The sequence below is a fragment of the Winogradskyella sp. genome (assembly GCF_016744625.1).
Lineage (GTDB): Bacteria > Bacteroidota > Bacteroidia > Flavobacteriales > Flavobacteriaceae > Winogradskyella.
Map to the genome: position 1 here is coordinate 1 of NZ_JADGDZ010000023.1, position 21,970 is coordinate 21,970.

A 21,970-nucleotide genomic window follows, 5' to 3' on the forward strand; every position below is an offset into this window, starting at 1 on the left:
ATTTAGAGGTTTTAATCAAACAAAAATTTAGAAAAAAAATTAGACAAAACGAATACGAGTTTCTTTTCGCGGAGAATGGTAAAGTAGCACTACAGAAAATCGCAGATAATACTGAAGTAGATATTGTGTTAAGTGACATCAATATGCCAGAAATGGATGGCCTTACACTACTCTCAGAACTCAATGAATTAAGTCCTCTTATAAAATCGGTAATTGTTTCTGCTTACGGAGATATGGAGAATATTAGAACTGCAATGAATAGAGGAGCATTCGATTTTATCACTAAGCCCATCAATTTTGAGGATTTAACCCTTACCATAGAAAAAACCTTAAAACATGCAGAACATATTAAACAAACCATTCAGGCGATTAAGGAAAACAACATTTTAAAAATGTATGTAGATGAGAATGTCCTTAATTTTATGGGAAATCGTGAGTTTGAATCCACAATTATGGCAAATGAAACTATTGAAGCCACAGTAGTATTTATTGACATATGTGGGTTTACTGCTATTAGTGAAAATGCACCTGCAGATACTGTTGTTAAATTAATTAATTCCTATTTTGATGAAATGGTCAAAGAAATTATGGACCAGGATGGTTTTATTGATAAGTTTATTGGAGATGCAATTATGGCTGTATTTAAAGATGATTATCATTTAGATAGAGCAATAGATGCCGTTCTTGCGGTACGTAGTAAAATTAATAGTTTACCAGCAATTGGTGACAAATTACAATATAAACCAAAGGTATCTATAGGTATAAAAAGTGGAGAAATGATTTCTGGTAATATTGGTTCTTCTAGTTTAAAAAGACTAGATTATACCGTTATTGGTGATTCAGTGAATACTGCTGCAAGATTACAAGATGCGGCAGAAGAAAATCAAATTATTATTGCTGAAGATTGTTATGAACAAATAAAGGAATCCTTTAAATGTGAGAAAGTAGGTAATATCAGCTTAAAGAATAAAGCCAACCCAATTACTATTTACCAAGTATTAGAATAAATTCTGCTATAACTAAAACAATGAATAATCAAAAAAATAAACATACCGACGATTTAATAGATCATTATTGGGGAACCATAAGTTATCTTACTAGTTTAATAAAAGCTTCTGAACTTAAAGCAGGTTTGATTCTGTCGTTTTATGGTATTCTATTAAATTTCATCTATCAAGGCACAAGCAATTTTTTAGATAAATTAAGTAATGACACGCTTTTATTTATACTCATTGGTTCTTGGGCAATTTGTACTGTAGCTTCAATCTTTTTTTGTGTACGTTGTTTTATTCCTAAAATTGAAGGTAAATTCTCAAAAAATATGTTTTTCTTTAAAGACATTATTTCCAAATTTGGAGATATTAAAGAGTTTTCAAAAACGTTTTTAACTTTGAGTAAAGACGAAGATTCATTATTTGAACAATTAGGAGAGCAAATTTTTATTATTTCAAAAATTTCAGATTGGAAATTCAGAAATGTAAAACGTGCTATAAGCTTTTTGGCTATTGGACTTGTAATATTATTTATAACAGGATTATACCATGTTATTTTTCTACTGACCTAATAATACTATAATTAATTTTTAATACTATTAAATGAAATATATCTTAATATTCCTATTCACTATTACCTGTTTTGCACAAAACAAGAATAACACACTAATTGAAGGTAAATTATCTCCACGATTAGAAAATGTAAAATGGATAGCTGGTACTTGGCATGGTGAAGCCTTTGGCGGAATAACCGAAGAAATATGGAGCGAACCATCTGGTGGCTCTATGATGGCAACCTTTAAATTAATTAACGACGGAAAAGTGACATTCTACGAGATTGAAGTCATTAGAGAAATTAAAAACACATTAGTTCTTCAGCTCAAACATTTTGGACCAGATCTAAAAGGTTGGGAAACTAAGGATGAAACTGTCGATTTCCCTCTAAAAGAAATCACAGAAAATAAAGTCGTTTTTGAAGGTATGACTTTTCAAAAAGTATCTAAAAGTGAAATGAATGTTTATGTAGATATCGAAGAAAATGGAAAAACTGAAACTGTAAAGTTTAACTATAAAAAGACTTCAAAAACTAAAAAACCAATTAAACAACTTATTAAAGTAAAACAAGCAGATGTAAAACCAACAATTGATGGTATAGCAAACGAAGCGATATGGAATAATTCGCAATGGCATCAAATGGATCAATTATGGTTAGGAAACCCCTACACTTCTGAAGATTTTCAAGGCAAATATAAACTCACTTGGACAGAAGATGCACTTTATCTTTTGGCAGAAATAAAAGATGATATTCTTATTGATTCTTATGAAGATCCATTAATGACCTGGTGGGACGACGATTGCTTAGAAATTTTTATAGACGAAGATAACAGCGGTGGAACACACCAATTCACCCATAATGCCTTTGCTTATCACATTGCTTTAGATGGTAACGTAGTAGATATGTCACCAGAAAAAAAAGGAAAACTATACAATTCGCATATAGAATCTAAACGTATAACAATTGGCAAAACTTCACTATGGGAAGTGAAAATCTCTATATTTAATGACTCATATTTAGATGATAAAAATAATTCACCTGTAAATTTAGAGGCTAACAAAAATATTGGCTTTGCACTCGCCTATTGTGACAATGACAATAGTAAAACACGCGAAAATTTTATTGGGTCAATTCCTGTTGAAGGCAATGATAAAAATCAAGGTTATAAAAACGCAAATATTTTCGGAACATTATTATTAGTAAAATAGAAATCATTAAAATGAAACAATTTCTTCTCACTTTAACCGTAATTATATCTGTTGCCGTTCAAGCACAAACAGATCCTAAAATCTATGATATTATTGACGCCGTTTCAGAAGAACGCTTACGTAATGATGTCAAAACTTTAGCCGATTTTGGGACACGACATACTTTAAGTGACACAATATCTAATACTCGAGGAATTGGTGCTGCTAGACGTTGGATAAAATCTCAATTCAATAATATTTCAAAAGAGTGCAATAACTGTTTAGATGTTTTCTATCAAAAAGATTTAGTTGAAAAAGGGAGAAACCAACGTATTATTAATGATGTAATGGTAGTTAATGTTGTAGCGATTCAACGTGGCACCAAATATCCAAATCGTTATATCATTATGAGTGGTGATATCGATTCTAGAGTATCTGATCCTACGGATTTCACTTCAGACTCACCAGGAGCAAACGACAATGCAACTGGCATGGCAGGTGCTATTGAAGCGGCTCGTGTTTTATCCAAGTATAAGTTTGAAAGTAGTATTGTTTATTTAGGTTTATCTGGTGAAGAACAAGGCTTATTTGGTGGTCAAGGCATGGCAAAATATGCACAAGACAATAATTGGGATATTATTGGTGTTTTAAATAATGATATGATAGGTAATATTTCTGGAGTTGATGGAGTGATAGATAATCGTACATTTCGTATTTTCTCAGAACCTGTGCCTCCAACAGAAACTGAGCGTCAAAGACGTTCTCGACGTTTTTATGGTGGTGAAGTAGATGGGACCTCACGTCAATTAGCACGTTATATTTATAAAACCACAAAAACATATATGCCAGAAATGAATCCAATGATGGTCTACAGATTAGATCGTTTTGGTCGTGGTGGACATCACAGACCATTTAATGATGTTGGCTTTGCAGGCATAAGAATTATGGAGGCTCATGAAAATTACACACAACAGCATCAAGATATAAGAATAGAAAATGGTATAAATTATGGAGACACATTTGAGCATGTAAATTTTCCTTACTGTAAAAAATTAACAGCTGTAAATGCCATTACTATGGCGAGCCTTGCCTCTGCTCCACCAACTCCTAAAGAAGTTGGTATTGGAGGTATTGTAGAACCTTCTGCAAAGCTAAAATGGGATAAAGTTGAAGGAGCAAAAGGGTATAAAATCTATTGGAGAGATACAACGTCACCAACTTGGGATAATAGTCGTTCTGTTGGTGATGTATTAGAGTTTACCTTAGAAGGTATAGTAATTGACAACTTCTTTTTTGGTGTTGCTGCCATTGGAGAAGATGGACATGAAAGCATGGTAGTGTTTCCGAATAAAATTATTAGGTAAATCTACTCATCAAACAAAAAATAAAACTATGAACGTTAAAACATTAAAATCTTTCATACCAGAATTATTCTTAATTGCTTCAGTTATCTATTATTGGATATTGACTTCCAATCTATTAAATCCAATTGCAATTGCATTATTGACTATTATTGTTTATCAAATTATTAGCAAGAAATCTACTTTAGGGTTAATTATTTCAGGCGTATTTATATTGCTAAATTTATTTTTGGTGTTAGCATTGATTTCAGAATTATCTGAATTCGATGTCGTCAATCAAAATTATAAGAACCTTATTATTTTTGGTTCATTATATCTCGGTTTAAATTTATTTTTGGCAGGATTAATGTTCTTAAAATATTTAAAACTAAAAATCAACTAAAAAGTGAAGCATACACTACTCCTAATTTTTGTACTTATTTTCTCAGCTACACAAGCACAATTACTTCAAGATAAAACCGAATTTACAAAACAAGATACTCTAAGAGGAAGCATAACACCAGAACGTGAATGGTGGGATTTGACTTACTATCATTTAGATGTCGAAATAAAACCAGATTTAAAATTCATATCTGGTCAAAATACGATACAGTATAAAGTGATTTCAAAGCCCAATAAGTTTATGCAAATAGATTTGCAACAACCTATGGAGATAACTAAAGCTATACAAGATGGCAAAGAATTAGAAGTCCTAGTAGAAGGAAATGCAAATTTTATTTTAATACCTACTAAGCAAAAAATTGGAGACCTAAAAACTATTGAAATCTATTATAATGGCTATCCTAGAGAAGCAAAACGTGCACCTTGGGATGGCGGATTTTCTTGGAAAAAAGATAAAAATGGAAACCATTTTATAGCAACGTCTTGCCAAGGTCTAGGTGCAAGCGTTTGGTGGCCAAATAAAGATCATATGTACGATGAAGTGGATAGTATGTTGATTAGTGTAACGATTCCGAAAGGACTTACTAATGTTTCAAATGGTAGGCTTAGAAAACTTGAAGATTTAGGCGATAAGGTGAAATCACACTGGTTTGTAAGCAATCCCATTAATAATTATGGCGTTAATGTAAACATTGGCGATTACGTTAATTTTTCTGAAGTATATCATGGTGAAAATGGTAAACTAGATATGGATTATTGGGTATTAAAAGACAATCTTGATAAAGCCAAAGAACACTTTAAAGATGCTCCAAAAATGATGAAAGCTTTTGAACATTGGTTTGGTCCTTATCCCTTTTATGAAGATAGTTTTAAATTGGTAGAAGTACCCTATTTAGGTATGGAACACCAGAGTTCTGTAACTTATGGTAATCAGTATAAAAAAGGTTATTTAGGAAGAGATTTATCTCGTACTGGTTGGGGCTTAAAATGGGATTTTATAATTGTTCACGAAGCTGGTCATGAGTGGTTTGCCAACAATATCACTAATAAAGATGTGGCAGATATGTGGATTCATGAAAGCTTTACTTCCTATTCTGAGAATCTATTTTTAGATTATTACTATGGTAAAAAAGCTTCGGCAGATTATGTAATTGGCACGCGTGCCAACATACAGAACGACTGTCCGCTAATTGGTAAGTACAACGTTAATCAAGAAGGCTCAAGTGATATGTATTACAAAGGTGCAAATATGCTCCATACGTTACGTCAATTGATTGAATATGATGAAAAATGGAGACAAATACTTCGAGGTCTAAATTCAACTTTTTATCATCAAACGGTTACAACAAAACAAATCGAAGATTATATAAGCGAACAAACTGGTATTGATTTAACTGAGTTTTTCAATCAGTATTTACGAGATATTCGCATTCCAACTTTAGAATATAAGATTAATAATGAGCAACTAAAATACAGATATGTAAATATTGTTAACGGCTTTGATATGCCAATTGAAGTTGAAATTGATGATAAAACAGAATGGCTATTTCCTAGCTCAGAGTGGAAAACAAGAACTGTTGAAACTTCTGATTTTAAAGTAGACCGCGATTATTACATATATTCTAAACAAATAAAATAACAATTACTCTGTTACATCGAGCATAGTCAAGATGTCATTCTAATTTATTGACAATCATGACAGTAATCATGACAGTGTTGGTTTTTAAAAAATTATATTCCCAATGCAAACACCTGAACTTTATTTTAAACGAGATATAGATTGGTATGATTGGTTACTTCAAAACCATGACAAGCATAAAGCTGTACATCTTGTTTTCTATAAGCTTGAACTTAATGTGCCCACAATGCGATGGGAAGAAGCTGTAAAAGTGGCATTATGCTTTGGTTGGATTGACTCTACGGTTAAGAGTTTAGGTAACGGAAAGCGCATTCAATATTTCTCACCGAGAAATCCAAAAAGTACCTGGAGTGCATTAAATAAAAGATATATCGTTGAGCTTGAGAAAGCTAGCTTAATTCAGACGTCTGGTTGGAATATCATTAACTTTGCTAAAGAAACTGGCAAATGGACAGAAATGGATGCTGTTGAAAATGGTATCATCCCAGAAGAATTACAATTAGCTTTCGATAAAAACCAAAGTGCATATGCAAACTACTTAGGGTTTTCAAAAGGCTATAGAAAAAGTTATCTATCGTGGTTACATAGTGCAAAACGAGAAGCTACGCGACAAAAAAGAATCGCAGAAATCATTAAACTTTGTAATGCAAATATTAAGAGTCGTGATACATGGTAATAGTATAATTTATTTAATAGAGCTTACAACAACTTAACAACTCTTTTTGAATTCTATAATTTCTTTTCCTTAATTTTAAGCATTACTAAACTAACTTTTAATAAATGAAACGTTTTTTCTCAATTGTTATGCTATTCTGCGTAACACTCATTTCCGCACAAGAATTTTCAATGGACATGGTCAAAAATATGGCACCCAGAAATATTGGTCCTGGTGGCATGTCTGGTCGTGTTACTGCTATTGATGTGGTTACTAATAATCCTGATGTGATGTATGTCGGAACAGCTTCTGGTGGTTTATGGAAATCTACTTCTGGTGGAATAACTTGGGAGCCTATTTTTGAAAAAGAGTTAACAGCTTCCATTGGTGCTGTTGAAATTCAACAATCTAATCCAAGTGTGATTTGGGTTGGTACAGGTGAAGGAAATCCACGTAACTCATTAAATGGTGGTTATGGTGTGTATAAATCTCTTGATGGTGGAAAAAATTGGATGGCCATGGGACTTGAAAAAACAAGACACATTCATAGAATTATAGTTGACCCAACAAATCCAGATATTGTTTATGTTGGAGCTATTGGCTCTCCTTGGGGAGAACATCCTGAACGTGGTGTTTTTAAAACCACTGATGGTGGAAAAACATGGAATAAAATCTTATTTACTAATAATAAGACCGGAGTTGCAGACTTAATAATGGATCCTACAAATCCGAATAAATTAATTGCTGCTATGTGGGAACATAAGCGAGATCCTTGGTTCTTCAATTCTGGTGGTGAAGGTTCTGGTCTTCATATTACTCATGATGGTGGAAAAAATTGGAAAAAAATAACAGAAGATGATGGTTTTCCAAAAGGAAATCTAGGACGCATTGGTGTTGCTATAGCACCTAATAAACCAAATATAATATATGCTTTAGTAGAAGCAAAAAAGAATGCGCTCTATAAAAGTGAAGATGGAGGTTTTAAATGGAAGATGGTTAACAATAAAAGTGATATTGGGAATCGTCCTTTTTACTATTCTGAAATCTATGTAGATCCACAAAACGAAAATCGTGTGTATTCGGTTTTTACCTATGTGAATTCTTCTGACGATGGTGGAAAAAACTTCTCGCAATTGATGCCAGCTTATGGAGTAAGTAATGGTGTGCATCCAGATCATCATGCTTGGTGGATTCATCCTGAAAATGGCAACTTTATGATAGATGGTAATGATGGTGGTATGAATATTACAAAAGATGGTGGGAAAACTTGGCGCTTTATTGGTAATTTACCTGTGGCGCAATTCTATCATATTAATGTAGATAATGAGTATCCTTATAACGTTTATGGTGGTATGCAAGACAATGGCTCTTGGAGAGGACCAGCTTATGTTTGGCGAGCTCAAGGCATAAGAAATAGTTATTGGCAAGAAATTAGTTTTGGTGATGGATTTGACGTTGTACCAGATAGAGATGATTCACGGTATGGTTGGTCCATGAGTCAACAAGGTTATGTTAGCAGATACGATTGGCAAACTGGTAATAATTATGGTGTACGACCAACGCATTCTGATCCTAATGTGCGCTTACGTTTCAATTGGAATTCTGCAATTAATATTGATCCTTTTAATAATAGCACATTATACTTCGGAAGTCAATTTGTACATAAATCTATAGACAAAGGAGAAACATGGACAGTCATATCTCCAGATTTATCAACCAATGATCCAGAGAAGCAAAAACAGTCAGAAAGCGGCGGATTAAGTATGGATGCAACTGGTGCTGAAAATCATACAACGATTTTGGTCATAGAACCATCTGTTCTCGAAAAAGATATGCTTTGGGCTGGTACTGATGATGGACGAGTACATTTCACTACTGACGGAGGAAACAACTGGAATGAAGTTACTAAAAACATAAAAGGACTTCCAGAAGGCAGTTGGATAGCCCAAATAAAAGCCTCTAATAAAAATAAAGGTGAAGCCCTTTTAATCGCTAATGATTACAGACGTTTTAATTATACACCTTATGCATACAGAACTAAAAACTATGGTAAATCATGGGAACGCATTGTTGACGAGAATGATGTACAAAGTTACACCTTAGCAATAGTAGAAGATATTGTAGAACCTAATCTTATGTTTTTAGGTACAGATGATGGTTTATATATCTCTGTCAATGCAGGTGAGAAATGGACCAAATGGACTGAAGGTTTTCCAACAACTTCAGTTAAAGATTTAGTGATTCATCCAAGAGAACACGATTTAGTAATCGGGACTTTTGGACGAGCAGCATGGGTTTTAGATGATATTAGACCTTTACGAGAAATGGCAAAGAATGCTTCTGTGATGACTTCGAATATTGAGTTATTTGATCCTCCAATAGCATATCAAGCTGCATACCAACAACCAACAGGAAGTCGTTTTGGAGCAGATGCAATGTATCATGGTGAAAATCGTGGTGGTGGAGCTCGTTTTTCTTATTTATTTAATAAAAAAGAAATGCCAAAAGACGACAAAAAGGAGAAAGATGAAGACAAAGATGATGAGGCAGAAATGGATTCTGAAAAAGATGAGGCAAAAGTCAAATGGGATTCTTTAACACTCAAGTTATATGATGACAGTCGATTAATTAGAACACTAAAAACAAAAGCTCCTAAAGAAAATGGCATCCATAAATGGACTTGGTATATGAGTGAGGCTGGAGTTAATAGACCATCGCGACGTATTAGAAAGCAAACTAGAGAACCAAGAGGCATATCAGCAAAACCAGGAACTTACAAAGCTGTTTTACATTACGGAGACCAAATGTCTGAAACCACAATAAAAATAGAGTCAGATCCTCGACTAAAAGTTTCTAAAAAGAATATTGATGAAGTATATGCAGCAGCTAAACAGTTAGAGAAAATGCAAGAAACATCTGCAAATGCCGTTAAACAATTAATAGAAAGTAAAACTATTGCTGAAACGTATAAAAAGAATCTTTTAAAATTAGATAAAGAGACATATAAAGATCAAATAAAAGCTTCAAAAGAAATTGTAAAATCAATTGATAGTTTAGTTGATAAATACTTAGGTAAAGTTGACAAGCGTCAAGGTATTACGAGAAACCCTGAAGTAACTCCATTACAGCGTCTAAGAAATGCAGCTAATTATGTTTACAACAGTCAAACAGGATTAACATCTACAGAAACTACATTAATAAAACATGCAAAAAATGCTCTAGGTAAATTGTTAGGTGAAACTAATAATTTCTTTAATAAAGAATGGGTAAAATATCAAACAAACATGAAACAAGTTCAAGTAGATCCTTTTAAAGAAACGAAGACATTTGGAATTGACTAAGTAAGATAGATATCTTAACAAAAAAACGCTTTAGAAGATTCTAAAGCGTTTTTTTGTTTTGTATGTTATTCTATCCATTTAAGACCATTGGAATCTTCTATTTTTATGCGTTTTCCAGAGGTAGAAATCAAACCATCTTTTTTAAATTGCGAGAGAATTCTAATAGCAGACTCTGTAGCTGTACCAACAATACTAGCATAATCTTCACGAGATAACACAATACTTAAAAAGCCTTCAGTATCAGTACCAAAATGATCATGAATGTACAGCAAAATTTCAGCTGTTCTTGCCTTCACAGATTTCTGAGCCATATTAACCAATGACTCATCAGCTTCTTTTAAATCTTCAGCCATTTCCTTTAAAACATCCATTGTGAATTTTGGATTCTTAGATAAATCTTTCATGATTTCAGCCTTTGGAATAAAACACATTTCCATATCGTTTAAAGCCACAGCACTTAAATTAGTTTTTTGATCAGAAACTAAAGAGCGTTTCCCTAAAAGACCTCCTTTAACCACTAATTTTACAACCTGATCTTTTCCATTTTCACTCAATTTAGTGAGCTTACAAACACCATCTCTAACACAATACACGCCATTTAGAGTTTCTCCCTCCTCAAAAATCACTTGTCCCTTTCTATAAACCTTACCTGTTTTACAAGCAGACACACGCATCAACTCATCTCTGGTTAAGGACTTTAGAGAATTAAACTCCTTTATAATACATGAATCACATTTGCTCATAATGATTGTTTTTTGTAGTATTCCAAATATAATGATTACCTGACAAATATCATATTCTAAAAACGAAGGAATTATCATTTTTGTTGTAGGTATACAATGAGCAAATAAAAAATGGAAAACAAGACTTGTTTTCACTGTGGAGACGATTGTGATAATCGCACTATTACATTTCAAGACAAATCGTTTTGCTGTAATGGCTGTAAAACTGTTTTCGAAATTTTTAACGAAAATGATTTAACCTGTTACTACGATTTACAAAATTCCCCAGGTTCAATTCCGAAAGAGATTGAAGGTAAGTATGATTTTCTCTCTCAAGAAAATATTATTGAAAAACTAACGGAATTTAGAAGTGACACCATAGAAGTTGTAACACTTTACATTCCGCATATTCATTGTAGTTCTTGTATATGGATTCTTGAAAACTTAAATAAGTTGAATCCAAACATTTCTGATTCTCAAGTTAATTTTGGCAAGAAAACGGTTAGAGTCAGCTATAATTCAACAGAGACCAATTTAAAATCAGTTGTTTTATTATTAAGTTCCATTGGTTATGAACCATATATCAGTTTAGACGATTTTAAATCTGGGGAAAAGCATATCAACAGAACCTTAATTTATAAATTAGGTGTTGCTGGCTTTGGATTTGGCAACATTATGTTTTTGTCTTTTCCAGAGTATTTTGAAGTGAATGAGTTTTGGCTAGAGCAATATAAACCAATGTTTCGTTGGTTAATGTTTGCATTGTCACTTCCTGTGGTATTCTATTCTGCTCAAGATTATTTTATTTCAGCCTATAAAGGTTTAAAAGCTAAACTACTGAATATTGATGTGCCTATTGCTCTTGGTCTTTCAGTGTTATTTATAAGAAGTACTATTGAAATTGCTTTCGATTTAGGTTCTGGCTTTTTTGATAGTTTAGCTGGCTTGGTGTTCTTTCTCTTAGTTGGAAAGTTCTTTCAACAAAAGACTTATGATTTCTTGTCCTTTGAGCGAGATTACAAATCTTATTTCCCTATTGCAATCACAAAAATTGATAAAGATGGAAACGAAAATTCAATTCAAGTTTATGATATTGAAAAAGGTGACCGCATTCTAATTAGAAATGAAGAGTTGATACCTGTTGATGGTATTTTAATCAATGGAAAAGCAAGAATTGATTACAGTTTTGTTACTGGAGAGTCGCAAACAGTATCAAAACAATCTGGTGACAAGTTGTTTGCTGGTGGTAAACAAACGTCTGGTGTCATTGAGCTTGAAGCTTTAAAATCTGTTGAACAAAGTTATTTAACACAGTTGTGGAGTAATGATGTTTTCAATAAAAACAAAGAAGATGGTTTTACTAATATTACAAACACTATTAGTAAACATTTTACTATTGCCATTCTAGCCATTGCCGTCATAGCGACAACATTTTGGTTGTTTACAGATGCTAGCAAAGCCATGAATGTATTTACTGCAGTCCTAATTATCGCATGTCCATGTGCCATAGCACTTTCTGCACCTTTTACATTTGGAAACTTATTACGAATCTTCGGAAAGCTAAAGTTCTATGTTAAAAATGCTAGTGTTATTGAACAATTAGCTCAAATCAACACTATTATTTTCGACAAAACCGGAACCATCACTTCTAACAAAAGCAGTACAGCTAAATATGATGGTAAATTACTATCTGATTCAGAAAGTCTGGTGCTCAAAAACTCACTACGTGGTTCTAACCATCCATTGAGCAGAACTTTATATAACATTCTCGAAGAGAATAATATTATCATACTCGATACTTTTGAAGAATATATTGGCAAAGGGATTGAGGCTAAACATGATGCTGTTAATTTAAAAATAGGTTCGGCAAGTTTTGTAGGTAATCCTAAAGAAATTTCAGTTCTAAATACGGCTGTTCATGTAAGTAGTAATAATATTTACAAAGGCAAGTTCACATTTTACAATAGTTATAGAAAAGGGGTTTCAAAGTTGTTTAATCAACTAAAAAAACAATTCGATTTAGTAATTCTTTCAGGAGATAATGAGGGTGAACTCGAAAACTTAAAAAAGTTATTACCCGCTAAAACAAAACTGATTTTTAATCAGAAACCAGAAGATAAATTAGAATTCATCAAGTACCATCAATCTGAAGGTGCAAAAGTATTAATGATAGGTGACGGATTAAATGATGCAGGTGCTTTAGCGCAAAGTGAGGTTGGTATTGCCATATCTGAAGATGTTAATGTCTTCTCACCTGCTTGTGATGGAATTTTAGATGCGTCAAAGTTTAAGCAATTATATCAATTCATAACGGCTTCTAAATCAGCAATAAAAATTATTAAATGGAGCTTTGTACTTTCGTTTATTTATAATATTATTGGTTTATATTTTGCAGTGACTGGACAATTGGCTCCTGTTGTTGCAGCGATATTAATGCCTTTGAGTTCAATAAGCATTGTAATATTTACTACTATTTGTACTAACATTTTGGGTCGAAAATTAAAATAAATTTAGCCCTTAATTCGTCCTAAAAAGGAATAGAAATAGACTGTAACAACAAAATTAATCTAACATGATAAATATCATGTTTTAAAAAAAAGTTCAACAGTAATTTTGAACCATAACTTCAGTAGGTATGAGTGTTATTTATATTTTATTAACAGTAAGCGTCATTGTTGGCGTGGCTTTCTTTATTGTGTTTATTGTAGCAGTAAAGTCTGGTCAATATGATGACAGTTATACACCTTCTGTACGCATGCTTTTTGAAGATGAATTGGTAAATACGCAAACTAAACAATCAACAAACACAAAAACTGACTAATTTTTATAATATGGAAATGCAACAATTCTATTACGATAATAAAATCGTTAAAAAATTCCTTTACGCCACCATTCTTTGGGGAGTTGTTGGGATGCTTGTAGGCCTTATTCTGGCCTTTATGTTTTTATTCCCAAACATGACTGATGGTATCTCATGGTTGAGTTTTGGTCGCTTAAGACCTTTACACACCAACGCTGTAATTTTTGCCTTTGTCGGTAATGCTATCTTCGCTGGTGTTTACTACTCTCTGCAACGTTTACTTAAAGCAAGAATGTTTAGTGATCTCTTGAGTAACATTAATTTTTGGGGCTGGCAACTTATTATCGTCGGAGCAGCAATTACTTTACCATTAGGATATTCAACCTCTAAAGAATACGCAGAACTAGAATGGCCTTTTGATATCGCTATTGCATTAATTTGGGTAGCTTTTGGTGTCAATATGATTGGTGCTATACTTAAGCGTCGTCAACGTCACTTATATGTTGCCATTTGGTTCTACTTAGCAACTTTTGTTACTGTAGCTGTGTTGCATATTTTTAATAGTCTAGCACTACCTGTTAGCTTTACTGGTATGAAAAGTTATTCAGTTTATGCAGGTGTACAAGATGCCTTGGTACAATGGTGGTATGGACATAATGCAGTTGCATTTTTCTTAACCACTCCATTCCTTGGTTTAATGTATTATTTCGTACCTAAAGCTGCCAATAGACCAGTATATTCTTATCGATTATCAATTGTTCACTTTTGGTCATTAATCTTTATCTACATTTGGGCAGGACCTCACCACTTATTATATACTGCTTTACCAGAATGGGCACAACATTTAGGTGTTGCATTCTCTATTATGTTACTCGCACCATCTTGGGGAGGAATGATAAACGGGTTATTAACATTGCGTGGAGCTTGGGACAAAGTTCGTACAGATCCTGTTTTAAAATTTATGGTTGTAGCCATTACAGGTTATGGTATGGCAACTTTTGAAGGACCAATGTTATCACTTAAAAATGTTAATGCCATTGCACACTTTACAGATTGGATTATTGCTCACGTTCATGTTGGAGCCTTGGCTTGGAACGGTTTCTTAGCCTTTGGTATGATCTATTGGTTAATTCCAAGGTTATTTAAAACCAAACTGTACTCTATTGGATTAGCTAACGTTCATTTTTGGATAGGTACTCTAGGTATTATGTTATATGCGTTGCCATTATATGTTGCTGGTTTTGCACAAGCAAGTATGTGGAAACAATTTAATCCAGATGGTACATTAGTTTACGGAAACTTCTTAGAAACAGTAACAGAAATTATGCCGATGTACTGGATGCGTGCCATAGGTGGTACACTCTTTATCACAGGTATGCTAATCTTAGTCTATAACGTAATAATGACCATTGTAAAATCTGAACACAAGGTTACAGATGAATTAGCAGAAGCACCAGCTTTACAACGTGTGTCTAAAAGACGTGTAGCTGGCGAAGGATGGCATACTTGGTTAGAACGTAAACCAATTATGCTTACAATATATGCTACAGTTGCAATTTTAATTGGAGGTATTGTTCAAATTATACCAACTATTGTTGTTAAATCTAATATACCAACTATAAGTAGTGTTAAACCTTACACGCCTTTAGAACTTGAAGGACGAGACCTTTATATAAGAGAAGGTTGTGTTGGATGTCACTCTCAAATGGTACGTCCTTTTAGATCTGAGGTAGAACGTTACGGAGAATACTCAAAAGCTGGAGAATTTGTTTACGATCATCCATTCCTTTGGGGAAGTAAACGTACAGGTCCAGATTTACATAGAGTTGGTGGAAAATATTCAGACAATTGGCACTTTAATCACATGTACGATCCTCAAAGTACATCTACTGGATCTATTATGCCTGCGTATCAGTGGTTAGTTAGAGACGAATTAGACAAATCCATGACAGAAAATAAAATGGAAGTTATGGTCACTTTAGGTGTACCATATACAGATGAAGAAATTGCAAATGCACAAGCTTCTATGTTAGAGCAAGGTACAGAAATTGAGAAAAGTTTATATAACGATCCAGATTTTGTAGCCTCTTATGAAGCAGACAAAGCATCTGCAGGAGAGAATTTTATAGAAATGCGAAATAGAGAAATCGTTGCAATGATTGCTTACTTACAACGCCTTGGCACTGATATAAAAGTAAAAGATATTATAGACGAAACTGCGCAAAACTAAGAAACCATGCTAAAATTTGTAAAAAACCACATGGAAAGTATCACAGGTATAGAAATCTACCCAATGATATCGCTCCTTATATTCTTTATCTTCTTTGTTGTACTCTTTTATTGGGTATTTACAGCCAAGAAGGATTATATAACAACTGTTAGTAACTTACCATTAGATAACCAAAACGACACTATATTATGAGACATTTAATCCCATCATACATACGAGTACCTTTGGTATTTTTCATCATTGCTGGACTTGTAGAATACTTTGTAGATTCAGGCGATCAACCTGCTTTTATTGAACAACCTATCATTCTTTTATTTCTTTTATTAGTGTTATTAATACTAATTGCTATTGAAGGTATCGTTGGTTCAATGGATAATATCCTTTTTCAAAGTTTGGATGAAGAAGGAAAAGAACGCTATTTAGCTTCTAGAACTAAGACACCTCAATTTAAAAAGGTAAATGCACTTTACTCAAAATTAGTAGGTAAGACTAAACCTATAGAGGAGGAAGGCGAAATTATACTAGACCATAACTATGATGGTATTAAAGAATTAGATAACAGTTTACCACCATGGTGGGTTTATACTTTTTATGCATCAATAATTTTTGCTGTAGTTTATTTGGTTCGTTATCACGTTCTTAATGCTGATGATCAATTTGCAGAATATGAAACTGAATATGCCGAAGCTAATCGTGCCATTGAAGAGTACAAAAAAACAGCTAAAGGCCTAGTAGACTTTAATACAGTTGAAGTATTAACTGAAACATCAGATCTAAATGCAGGTCAAAAGATATTCGAAACCAACTGTGTGGCCTGTCATAAAGCTGATGGTGGAGGTGGAATTGGCCCAAACTTAGCTGATCCAAATTGGATTTTAGGTGGAGGTATTAAAAATGTGTTTAAAACTATTTCTGAAGGTGGACGAGATGGTAAAGGTATGGTAGCATGGAAATCTGAATTAAAACCTTTAGAAATGGCTCAGGTTTCAAGTTATGTTTTACAATTTGAAGGAACAACACCTGCAGAACCTAAAGCTGCCGAAGGTGATGTTTGGGTAGAAGAAGCACCACAAGAATAGTTCTAAAGCAATTAAAAGTTGAACAGTTACTAGAAACTATATACAGTAGTTTCTAGTAACTATTATTAGTTATTAAAATGGAAACGCCAGAAAATGAAATTTTCAGAGATTCTATTGGTACCATAGATGAAGATGGTAAACGTAAATGGATATTCCCTAAAAAACCTTCAGGTTATTTTTACGAAAAGCGAAAATTAGTAAGTTACTTTTTATTAGCCTTTCTCTTTGCAGCTCCATTTATAAAAATCAACGGCAACCAATTTCTATTATTTAATATACTAGAGAGACGTTTTAATATTTTCGGATTTCCATTTTGGCCTCAAGATTTTTATCTATTTGTAGTATCAATGTTGATTGGTGTTGTCTTTATCACACTATTTACGGTAGGTTTTGGTCGTGTTTTTTGTGGTTGGATTTGTCCTCAGACAATTTTCTTAGAAATGGTTTTTAGACGCATTGAATATTGGATAGATGGAGACAGAAACAAACAAATGCGTTTGCAACGTCAGAAATGGAATGCAGAAAAAATCAGAAAACGATTGCTCAAATGGTTTATCTTTTTAGTGATTTCTTTCTTAATAGCCAATGTATTCTTAGCCTATTTAATAGGTGGAGATAAACTCTTAAAGTATATTGTCGAAGGTCCTTTTGAACATGTTAGCACACTCATTCCTCTTATAATATTCACAGCTGTATTCTATTTTATTTTCGCATGGTTTAGAGAACAAGTTTGTATAATTGCTTGTCCTTATGGACGTCTACAAGGTGTACTTTTAGACAATAAATCTGTTGTTGTTGCTTACGACCATAAACGTGGTGAAGCAGAGAATGGTAGAAAAAAATTCAGAAAAAAAGAAGATCGTGAAGCTTTAGGTCATGGTGATTGTATTGATTGCTCTCAGTGTGTTAATGTCTGCCCAACTGGTATTGATATAAGAAACGGTACACAATTAGAGTGTGTTAATTGTACTGCTTGTATTGATGAGTGTGATCATATTATGGAAAGCATTAATCTTCCAAAAGGATTAATTCGATTTGCAAGTGAAGATAATATAGAGAAAAAAGAGCCTTTTAAATTAACAGCTCGTATGAAAGGCTACATTGCTGTGCTAACCATATTAATTGGAGTTTTAGCAGGTATGCTAGCTTTGCGTAACGACGTTGAAGCTCGTATTTTACGTTTACCTGGACAACTGTATGAACATAAAGATAATGGTATTATTAGTAATGTTTATACCTTTAAATTGGTTAATAAAACCTCTAAAGAAATAGATGATTTAAGCTTTAAACTAAGAGGATGGGATGGTACAATACATATCGTATCTACTTCCGAAACGTTTATCGTAGAACCACAAGGTATTGCAGAGGGCACTTTATTTATTGAGCTTAAACAAAGTGATTTATCAGGAGATAAAAATAATTTAATGATTGATGTTTATAGCAAAGATGAACTTATTGAAACGACATCTGTATCTTTCTTAGGACCTAGAAGTTTTAATTAGTAAATAAACTAAAAATGGAGATTCCCTTTTGGGAAATTGAGTTATGAAAATAAATTGGGGAACAGCAATAGTAATTGCATTTGTATGTTTTATAGCATTCATTATGTATTTTGTAATTAGCATGAGTACAGATAAAAAGTACGGTCACGATTTAGTAGTAGAAGATTATTATCAACAAGAACTGAAATTTCAAACAGATATTGATAAAGAAGCTAATTCTAAATCATTAGACAGCAATATCTCATGGACAAAAACTAATAATGGCATCCAAATCAATTTTCCTAAAAATTTAGACTTAAAACAAATTAAAGGTACAGTGTTCCTATATAGACCATCTAATAAACATTTAGATTTTGAAATTCCGATTTCATTATCTAACCACACTTTGCTCATACCTGACAAACGTTTATTAGGTGGTCGTTGGAACATTAAAGTAGATTGGGAATACAACAATAATGCTTATCTATATAAAACAGACATCACCTATTAAATGTTAGTTTCTGCATTCATACTAGGCTTATTAGGAAGTTTGCACTGTGTTGGCATGTGTGGTCCAATTGCCTTTATGTTGCCAGTAGATCGTTCTAATACGTTCAAGAAAGTGAGTCAGATTGGCATCTACCATTTTGGTAGATTACTTGCTTATAGCATCATTGGATTGGTATTTGGTTTAGTAGGTAAGAGTCTTTACATTTTTGGTATACAACAACAGCTTTCTATTATTATTGGTATTTTAATGATTGTGGTTGTGCTTTTACCTCATAAAACTATCGGAAAATACAATCTTTCAAAACCACTATATAAAACCATTTCTAAAGTAAAGTCATCTTTAGGTAAAGCTCTAAAAAAGAAAACCTCAGACACCTTTTTAACTATTGGTTTTCTAAATGGCTTTTTACCATGCGGTCTAGTTTATATGGCTGTTTTTGGCTCTATAGCAGCAGGCAATTTATTAGAAGGAAGTTTATATATGGTTTTATTTGGACTTGGTACTATTCCTTTAATGACTACAGCTATTTATTTAGGCAAGTTTTTAAACAGTACTGTAAAACAGCGCATCCAAAAAGCAATACCAGTTTTTGTCATTATTATTGGTGCTTTATTTATTCTTCGTGGAATGGGATTAGGTATTCCTTACCTCTCACCTGCTCCAATAGTAGAAATGGCTTCTAGCGTAATAGAATGTCATTAATGTTCGCTTGACAATTTACAGTAAATAAGAGATTATAATAAGTTTTGGAATTTCTTACTTTCTATTGCATAAAAACGTAACCATTAGTTCTAGGTTATTGACATATAGTTTAATTCTTAAATCGCTATATGAAGACGCTATTGAAATTTGATTTTGGAACAAAAAAGGGAATAGTATGTGCTAATAAATATAGCAAAAACAATGCACCTCAACTATCTTTATTCTAACTTTGTAGTCCTAAATGAAAATTTAATTTATGCCACAATCACATAAGTTGCAATTAAGCAAAAAAGAAATGAAACAATATGGATATCAAGTTATTGATACCATTGTTGAGCACTTTCATACAGAACATTCAAAGAAACCAGTAGCATTCGCTTCAAGGGATGAAATGGATACGCTTTTTAAAACGGAAGCTCCAGAAAATGCATCAGATTTTAAAGAAGTCTTAGATTTTGTAACTAAAGAAGTGCTACCGAACAGTAATATTGTTTCTCACCCAAAATCTTATTCTTTTGTACCTGGTCCAAGTAACTATGTAAGTGTAATGGCAGATACATTAGCAACGGGTTTTAATATTTTTTCTGGAGGTTGGGCAGCATCTCCTGCAGCGGCAGAATTAGAGATTGTAACCATGAATTGGTTACTTAAACTTTTTAAGTTTCCAGCTAAAAAAGGTGGTGGAATATTTACTAGTGGAGGTTCTATGGCTAATTTAACAGCTCTAGTAACCGCAAGACGTCAACGCTGTGGCGACGACTTTTCTAAAGCAATTATTTACTTGTCGGATCAAGCACACTCTTCTAACATCAAAGCCATTAGAGTTCTTGGTTTTAAAAAAGAACAAGTTCGCATTATCCCAACAGATATAGAATTTAAAATGGCAATTAATAAGCTTAAAAATGCAATTGCTAAGGACCGTTTAGAAGGTCTGCAACCGTTCTGTATATTGGCTTCGGCAGGAACTACCAATACTGGTACTGTAGATCCATTAAACGAGATTTCTAAAATTTGCAAAGCTGAAAAATTATGGTTTCATATTGATGGTGCTTATGGTGCTGCTGCAATTCTTTCTAAAAAAGGGAGCCAGCTACTAAAAGGTATCGAAAAGGCAGATTCTCTAACTATCGACCCTCATAAATGGCTATACCAACCTTATGAAATGGGTTGTTTAATAGTTCGCAATCATAAATGGTTGAGTCAAACTTTTACAGAAAAACCAGAATATTTACGTGATATAGAAGGTAATACTTCCGAGATTAATTTTTACGACCACGGAATTCAATTAACAAGACGCTTTAGAGCCCTTAAATTTTATATGTCAATAAAAACCTTCGGGCTTAATGCTTTTAAAAAAGCAGTGACTTATAATATAGATTTAGCAGATAAAGTTGAATACCTATTACGGAAAAGTCCTCATTGGGAAGTTATTTCACCAGCAACTTTAGCTGTTATTAATTTCAGATACAATCCAATAAGTAAATCCTTTTCTGAAAAAGAATTAGACAGCATAAACCAAGAGATTTCTAGGCGTATAGTGGAATCTAGAGAGGCCTTATTGGTTACTACAGTGTTACAAAACCAAGTAGTATTACGCATGTGTTTAATTAACCCAAGAACAACACTCGAAGACATTAAAGAAACCTTACTTTTAGGAGAAAGCTTTGCTAAAGAAATTGTGTGAAATTAGAGACGCCTCATTTTCCTATTGCAAAAGAATTGATTTCTGTTGAATGTCCTATTTTTTGAGAGTCCATGAAAAAAGAACCTTATAATAGATTTAACACCAAATAAACTTCAAAATATTTAGTGAAATTTTAATTAAGACAAATTAGTCTTAATTAAGAATATATCTTATCTTTGCTAAGAATAAATTGTATAATATGTTCTCCAAAGCTTGTGAGTATGGTATAAAAGCATCTATCTTCATTGCGATTAACTCGTATGAAGGCAGACGTGTTAGTCCTAAAGAAATTTCTAAAGAAATTGATTCTCCACAAGCCTTTACCGCAAAAATTCTTCAAGATTTAGTAAGGCATAACATCATTAATTCTGTTAAAGGTGCTTATGGTGGTTTTGAAATTGATAAAGATAAAATTGCAAGCACTAAACTCTCGCAAATTGTTAATGCCATAGATGGTGATAAAGTATATAATCATTGTGGTTTAGGGTTACACACATGCGATGAAAATCATCCTTGCCCTGTACATGATAAATTTAAAACAATTAGAGCAGAGCTTAAGGATATGCTTGAAAACACCAACTTAGAAGAATTGGCTTTAGACATTAAATCTGGATTAACATTTTTGAAAATCTAAAAAAAATTGAACACA

Annotated in this window: 19 protein-coding genes; 18 read left to right on the forward strand and 1 reads right to left on the reverse strand. The window is 33.0% G+C overall.

Annotated elements, in window-relative coordinates:
- The 8 genes from QZZ53_RS07020 to QZZ53_RS07055 all read left to right on the forward strand — a co-directional run.
- Positions 1-1,007 (forward strand): adenylate/guanylate cyclase domain-containing protein (locus QZZ53_RS07020; protein WP_296382981.1); only part of this gene is annotated, 1,007 nt, incomplete at its 5' end.
- Positions 1,008-1,027: 20 nt separating this feature from the next.
- Entirely contained in the window at positions 1,028-1,564 is a 537-nt protein-coding gene (locus QZZ53_RS07025; protein WP_296382982.1) for a Pycsar system effector family protein, read from the forward strand.
- A 31-nt stretch (positions 1,565-1,595) separates the two neighbouring features.
- Complete coding sequence (locus tag QZZ53_RS07030; RefSeq protein ID WP_296382984.1) at positions 1,596-2,756, forward strand: DUF6265 family protein; 1,161 nt, start codon at positions 1,596-1,598, stop codon at positions 2,754-2,756.
- Positions 2,757-2,767: 11 nt separating this feature from the next.
- A complete protein-coding gene (locus QZZ53_RS07035) occupies positions 2,768-4,099 on the forward strand; it encodes a M28 family metallopeptidase (RefSeq protein ID WP_296382986.1) in 1,332 nt (443 codons plus the stop codon).
- Between the two features lie 28 nt (positions 4,100-4,127).
- Complete coding sequence (locus QZZ53_RS07040) at positions 4,128-4,478, forward strand: hypothetical protein (RefSeq protein ID WP_296382988.1); 351 nt, start codon at positions 4,128-4,130, stop codon at positions 4,476-4,478.
- A 3-nt stretch (positions 4,479-4,481) separates the two neighbouring features.
- The gene (locus QZZ53_RS07045; protein ID WP_296382990.1) at positions 4,482-6,116 is read left to right on the forward strand and encodes a M1 family metallopeptidase; all 1,635 of its coding nucleotides are present in this window, start codon (positions 4,482-4,484) and stop codon (positions 6,114-6,116) included.
- Positions 6,117-6,219: 103 nt separating this feature from the next.
- A complete protein-coding gene (locus QZZ53_RS07050) occupies positions 6,220-6,792 on the forward strand; it encodes a YdeI/OmpD-associated family protein (RefSeq protein WP_296382994.1) in 573 nt (190 codons plus the stop codon).
- 104 nt (positions 6,793-6,896) lie between these two features.
- Positions 6,897-10,112, forward strand: coding sequence for a hypothetical protein (locus tag QZZ53_RS07055; protein ID WP_296382996.1), 3,216 nt, complete (start codon positions 6,897-6,899; stop codon positions 10,110-10,112).
- Positions 10,113-10,177: 65 nt separating this feature from the next.
- Here QZZ53_RS07055 and QZZ53_RS07060 read toward each other — a convergent pair whose 3' ends face one another.
- Positions 10,178-10,855, reverse strand: a complete 678-nt coding sequence (locus QZZ53_RS07060) for a Crp/Fnr family transcriptional regulator (protein WP_296382998.1) — start codon at positions 10,853-10,855, stop codon at positions 10,178-10,180.
- Between the two features lie 111 nt (positions 10,856-10,966).
- On the opposite strand from QZZ53_RS07060, the gene QZZ53_RS07065 reads away from it, so the two are divergent.
- From QZZ53_RS07065 to QZZ53_RS07110, 10 genes are all read left to right on the forward strand, one after another.
- Positions 10,967-13,342: a heavy metal translocating P-type ATPase metal-binding domain-containing protein gene (locus tag QZZ53_RS07065; RefSeq protein WP_296383000.1), complete on the forward strand. Its 2,376-nt coding sequence runs from the start codon at positions 10,967-10,969 to the stop codon at positions 13,340-13,342.
- A 127-nt stretch (positions 13,343-13,469) separates the two neighbouring features.
- Positions 13,470-13,655 carry a cbb3-type cytochrome oxidase assembly protein CcoS gene (gene ccoS, locus QZZ53_RS07070; RefSeq protein WP_296383002.1) on the forward strand — a complete coding sequence of 62 codons (186 nt, stop codon included), beginning with the start codon at positions 13,470-13,472 and terminating at the stop codon, positions 13,653-13,655.
- 10 nt (positions 13,656-13,665) lie between these two features.
- The gene (gene ccoN / locus QZZ53_RS07075; RefSeq protein ID WP_296383004.1) at positions 13,666-15,864 is read left to right on the forward strand and encodes a cytochrome-c oxidase, cbb3-type subunit I; all 2,199 of its coding nucleotides are present in this window, start codon (positions 13,666-13,668) and stop codon (positions 15,862-15,864) included.
- Positions 15,865-15,870: 6 nt separating this feature from the next.
- Positions 15,871-16,056, forward strand: coding sequence for a CcoQ/FixQ family Cbb3-type cytochrome c oxidase assembly chaperone (locus QZZ53_RS07080; RefSeq protein ID WP_296383006.1), 186 nt, complete (start codon positions 15,871-15,873; stop codon positions 16,054-16,056).
- Positions 16,053-16,943: a cbb3-type cytochrome c oxidase N-terminal domain-containing protein gene (locus QZZ53_RS07085; RefSeq protein ID WP_296383008.1), complete on the forward strand. Its 891-nt coding sequence runs from the start codon at positions 16,053-16,055 to the stop codon at positions 16,941-16,943. Before QZZ53_RS07080 ends, QZZ53_RS07085 begins: the two co-directional genes overlap by 4 nt.
- A gap of 77 nt (positions 16,944-17,020) precedes the next feature.
- Positions 17,021-18,445, forward strand: a complete 1,425-nt coding sequence (ccoG, locus tag QZZ53_RS07090) for a cytochrome c oxidase accessory protein CcoG (RefSeq protein ID WP_296383010.1) — start codon at positions 17,021-17,023, stop codon at positions 18,443-18,445.
- 43 nt (positions 18,446-18,488) lie between these two features.
- Complete coding sequence (locus QZZ53_RS07095; protein ID WP_296383013.1) at positions 18,489-18,935, forward strand: FixH family protein; 447 nt, start codon at positions 18,489-18,491, stop codon at positions 18,933-18,935.
- Entirely contained in the window at positions 18,936-19,637 is a 702-nt protein-coding gene (locus QZZ53_RS07100) for a sulfite exporter TauE/SafE family protein (protein WP_296383015.1), read from the forward strand.
- 256 nt (positions 19,638-19,893) lie between these two features.
- On the forward strand, positions 19,894-21,321 hold the full coding sequence (locus QZZ53_RS07105; RefSeq protein WP_296383017.1) for an aspartate aminotransferase family protein: 1,428 nt from the start codon (positions 19,894-19,896) through the stop codon (positions 21,319-21,321).
- 199 nt (positions 21,322-21,520) lie between these two features.
- Positions 21,521-21,955: an Rrf2 family transcriptional regulator gene (locus tag QZZ53_RS07110; RefSeq protein ID WP_296383019.1), complete on the forward strand. Its 435-nt coding sequence runs from the start codon at positions 21,521-21,523 to the stop codon at positions 21,953-21,955.
- Positions 21,956-21,970: the final 15 nt, after the last annotated feature.

Excerpts from the sequence above, each read along its gene's own strand:
- QZZ53_RS07040 (WP_296382988.1), top strand. The coding sequence starts at position 4,128 with ATGAACGTTAAAACATTAAAATCTTTCATACCAGAATTATTCTTAATT.
- QZZ53_RS07025 (WP_296382982.1), top strand. The coding sequence starts at position 1,028 with ATGAATAATCAAAAAAATAAACATACCGACGATTTAATAGATCATTAT.
- ccoS (WP_296383002.1), top strand. The coding sequence starts at position 13,470 with ATGAGTGTTATTTATATTTTATTAACAGTAAGCGTCATTGTTGGCGTG.
- QZZ53_RS07085 (WP_296383008.1), top strand. The coding sequence starts at position 16,053 with ATGAGACATTTAATCCCATCATACATACGAGTACCTTTGGTATTTTTC.
- ccoN (WP_296383004.1), top strand. The coding sequence starts at position 13,666 with ATGGAAATGCAACAATTCTATTACGATAATAAAATCGTTAAAAAATTC.
- QZZ53_RS07065 (WP_296383000.1), top strand. The coding sequence starts at position 10,967 with ATGGAAAACAAGACTTGTTTTCACTGTGGAGACGATTGTGATAATCGC.
- QZZ53_RS07050 (WP_296382994.1), top strand. The coding sequence starts at position 6,220 with ATGCAAACACCTGAACTTTATTTTAAACGAGATATAGATTGGTATGAT.
- ccoG (WP_296383010.1), top strand. The coding sequence starts at position 17,021 with ATGGAAACGCCAGAAAATGAAATTTTCAGAGATTCTATTGGTACCATA.
- QZZ53_RS07060 (WP_296382998.1), bottom strand. The coding sequence starts at position 10,855 with ATGAGCAAATGTGATTCATGTATTATAAAGGAGTTTAATTCTCTAAAG.
- QZZ53_RS07055 (WP_296382996.1), top strand. The coding sequence starts at position 6,897 with ATGAAACGTTTTTTCTCAATTGTTATGCTATTCTGCGTAACACTCATT.
- QZZ53_RS07095 (WP_296383013.1), top strand. The coding sequence starts at position 18,489 with ATGAAAATAAATTGGGGAACAGCAATAGTAATTGCATTTGTATGTTTT.
- QZZ53_RS07105 (WP_296383017.1), top strand. The coding sequence starts at position 19,894 with ATGCCACAATCACATAAGTTGCAATTAAGCAAAAAAGAAATGAAACAA.
- QZZ53_RS07080 (WP_296383006.1), top strand. The coding sequence starts at position 15,871 with ATGCTAAAATTTGTAAAAAACCACATGGAAAGTATCACAGGTATAGAA.
- QZZ53_RS07030 (WP_296382984.1), top strand. The coding sequence starts at position 1,596 with ATGAAATATATCTTAATATTCCTATTCACTATTACCTGTTTTGCACAA.
- QZZ53_RS07100 (WP_296383015.1), top strand. The coding sequence starts at position 18,936 with ATGTTAGTTTCTGCATTCATACTAGGCTTATTAGGAAGTTTGCACTGT.
- QZZ53_RS07110 (WP_296383019.1), top strand. The coding sequence starts at position 21,521 with ATGTTCTCCAAAGCTTGTGAGTATGGTATAAAAGCATCTATCTTCATT.
- QZZ53_RS07035 (WP_296382986.1), top strand. The coding sequence starts at position 2,768 with ATGAAACAATTTCTTCTCACTTTAACCGTAATTATATCTGTTGCCGTT.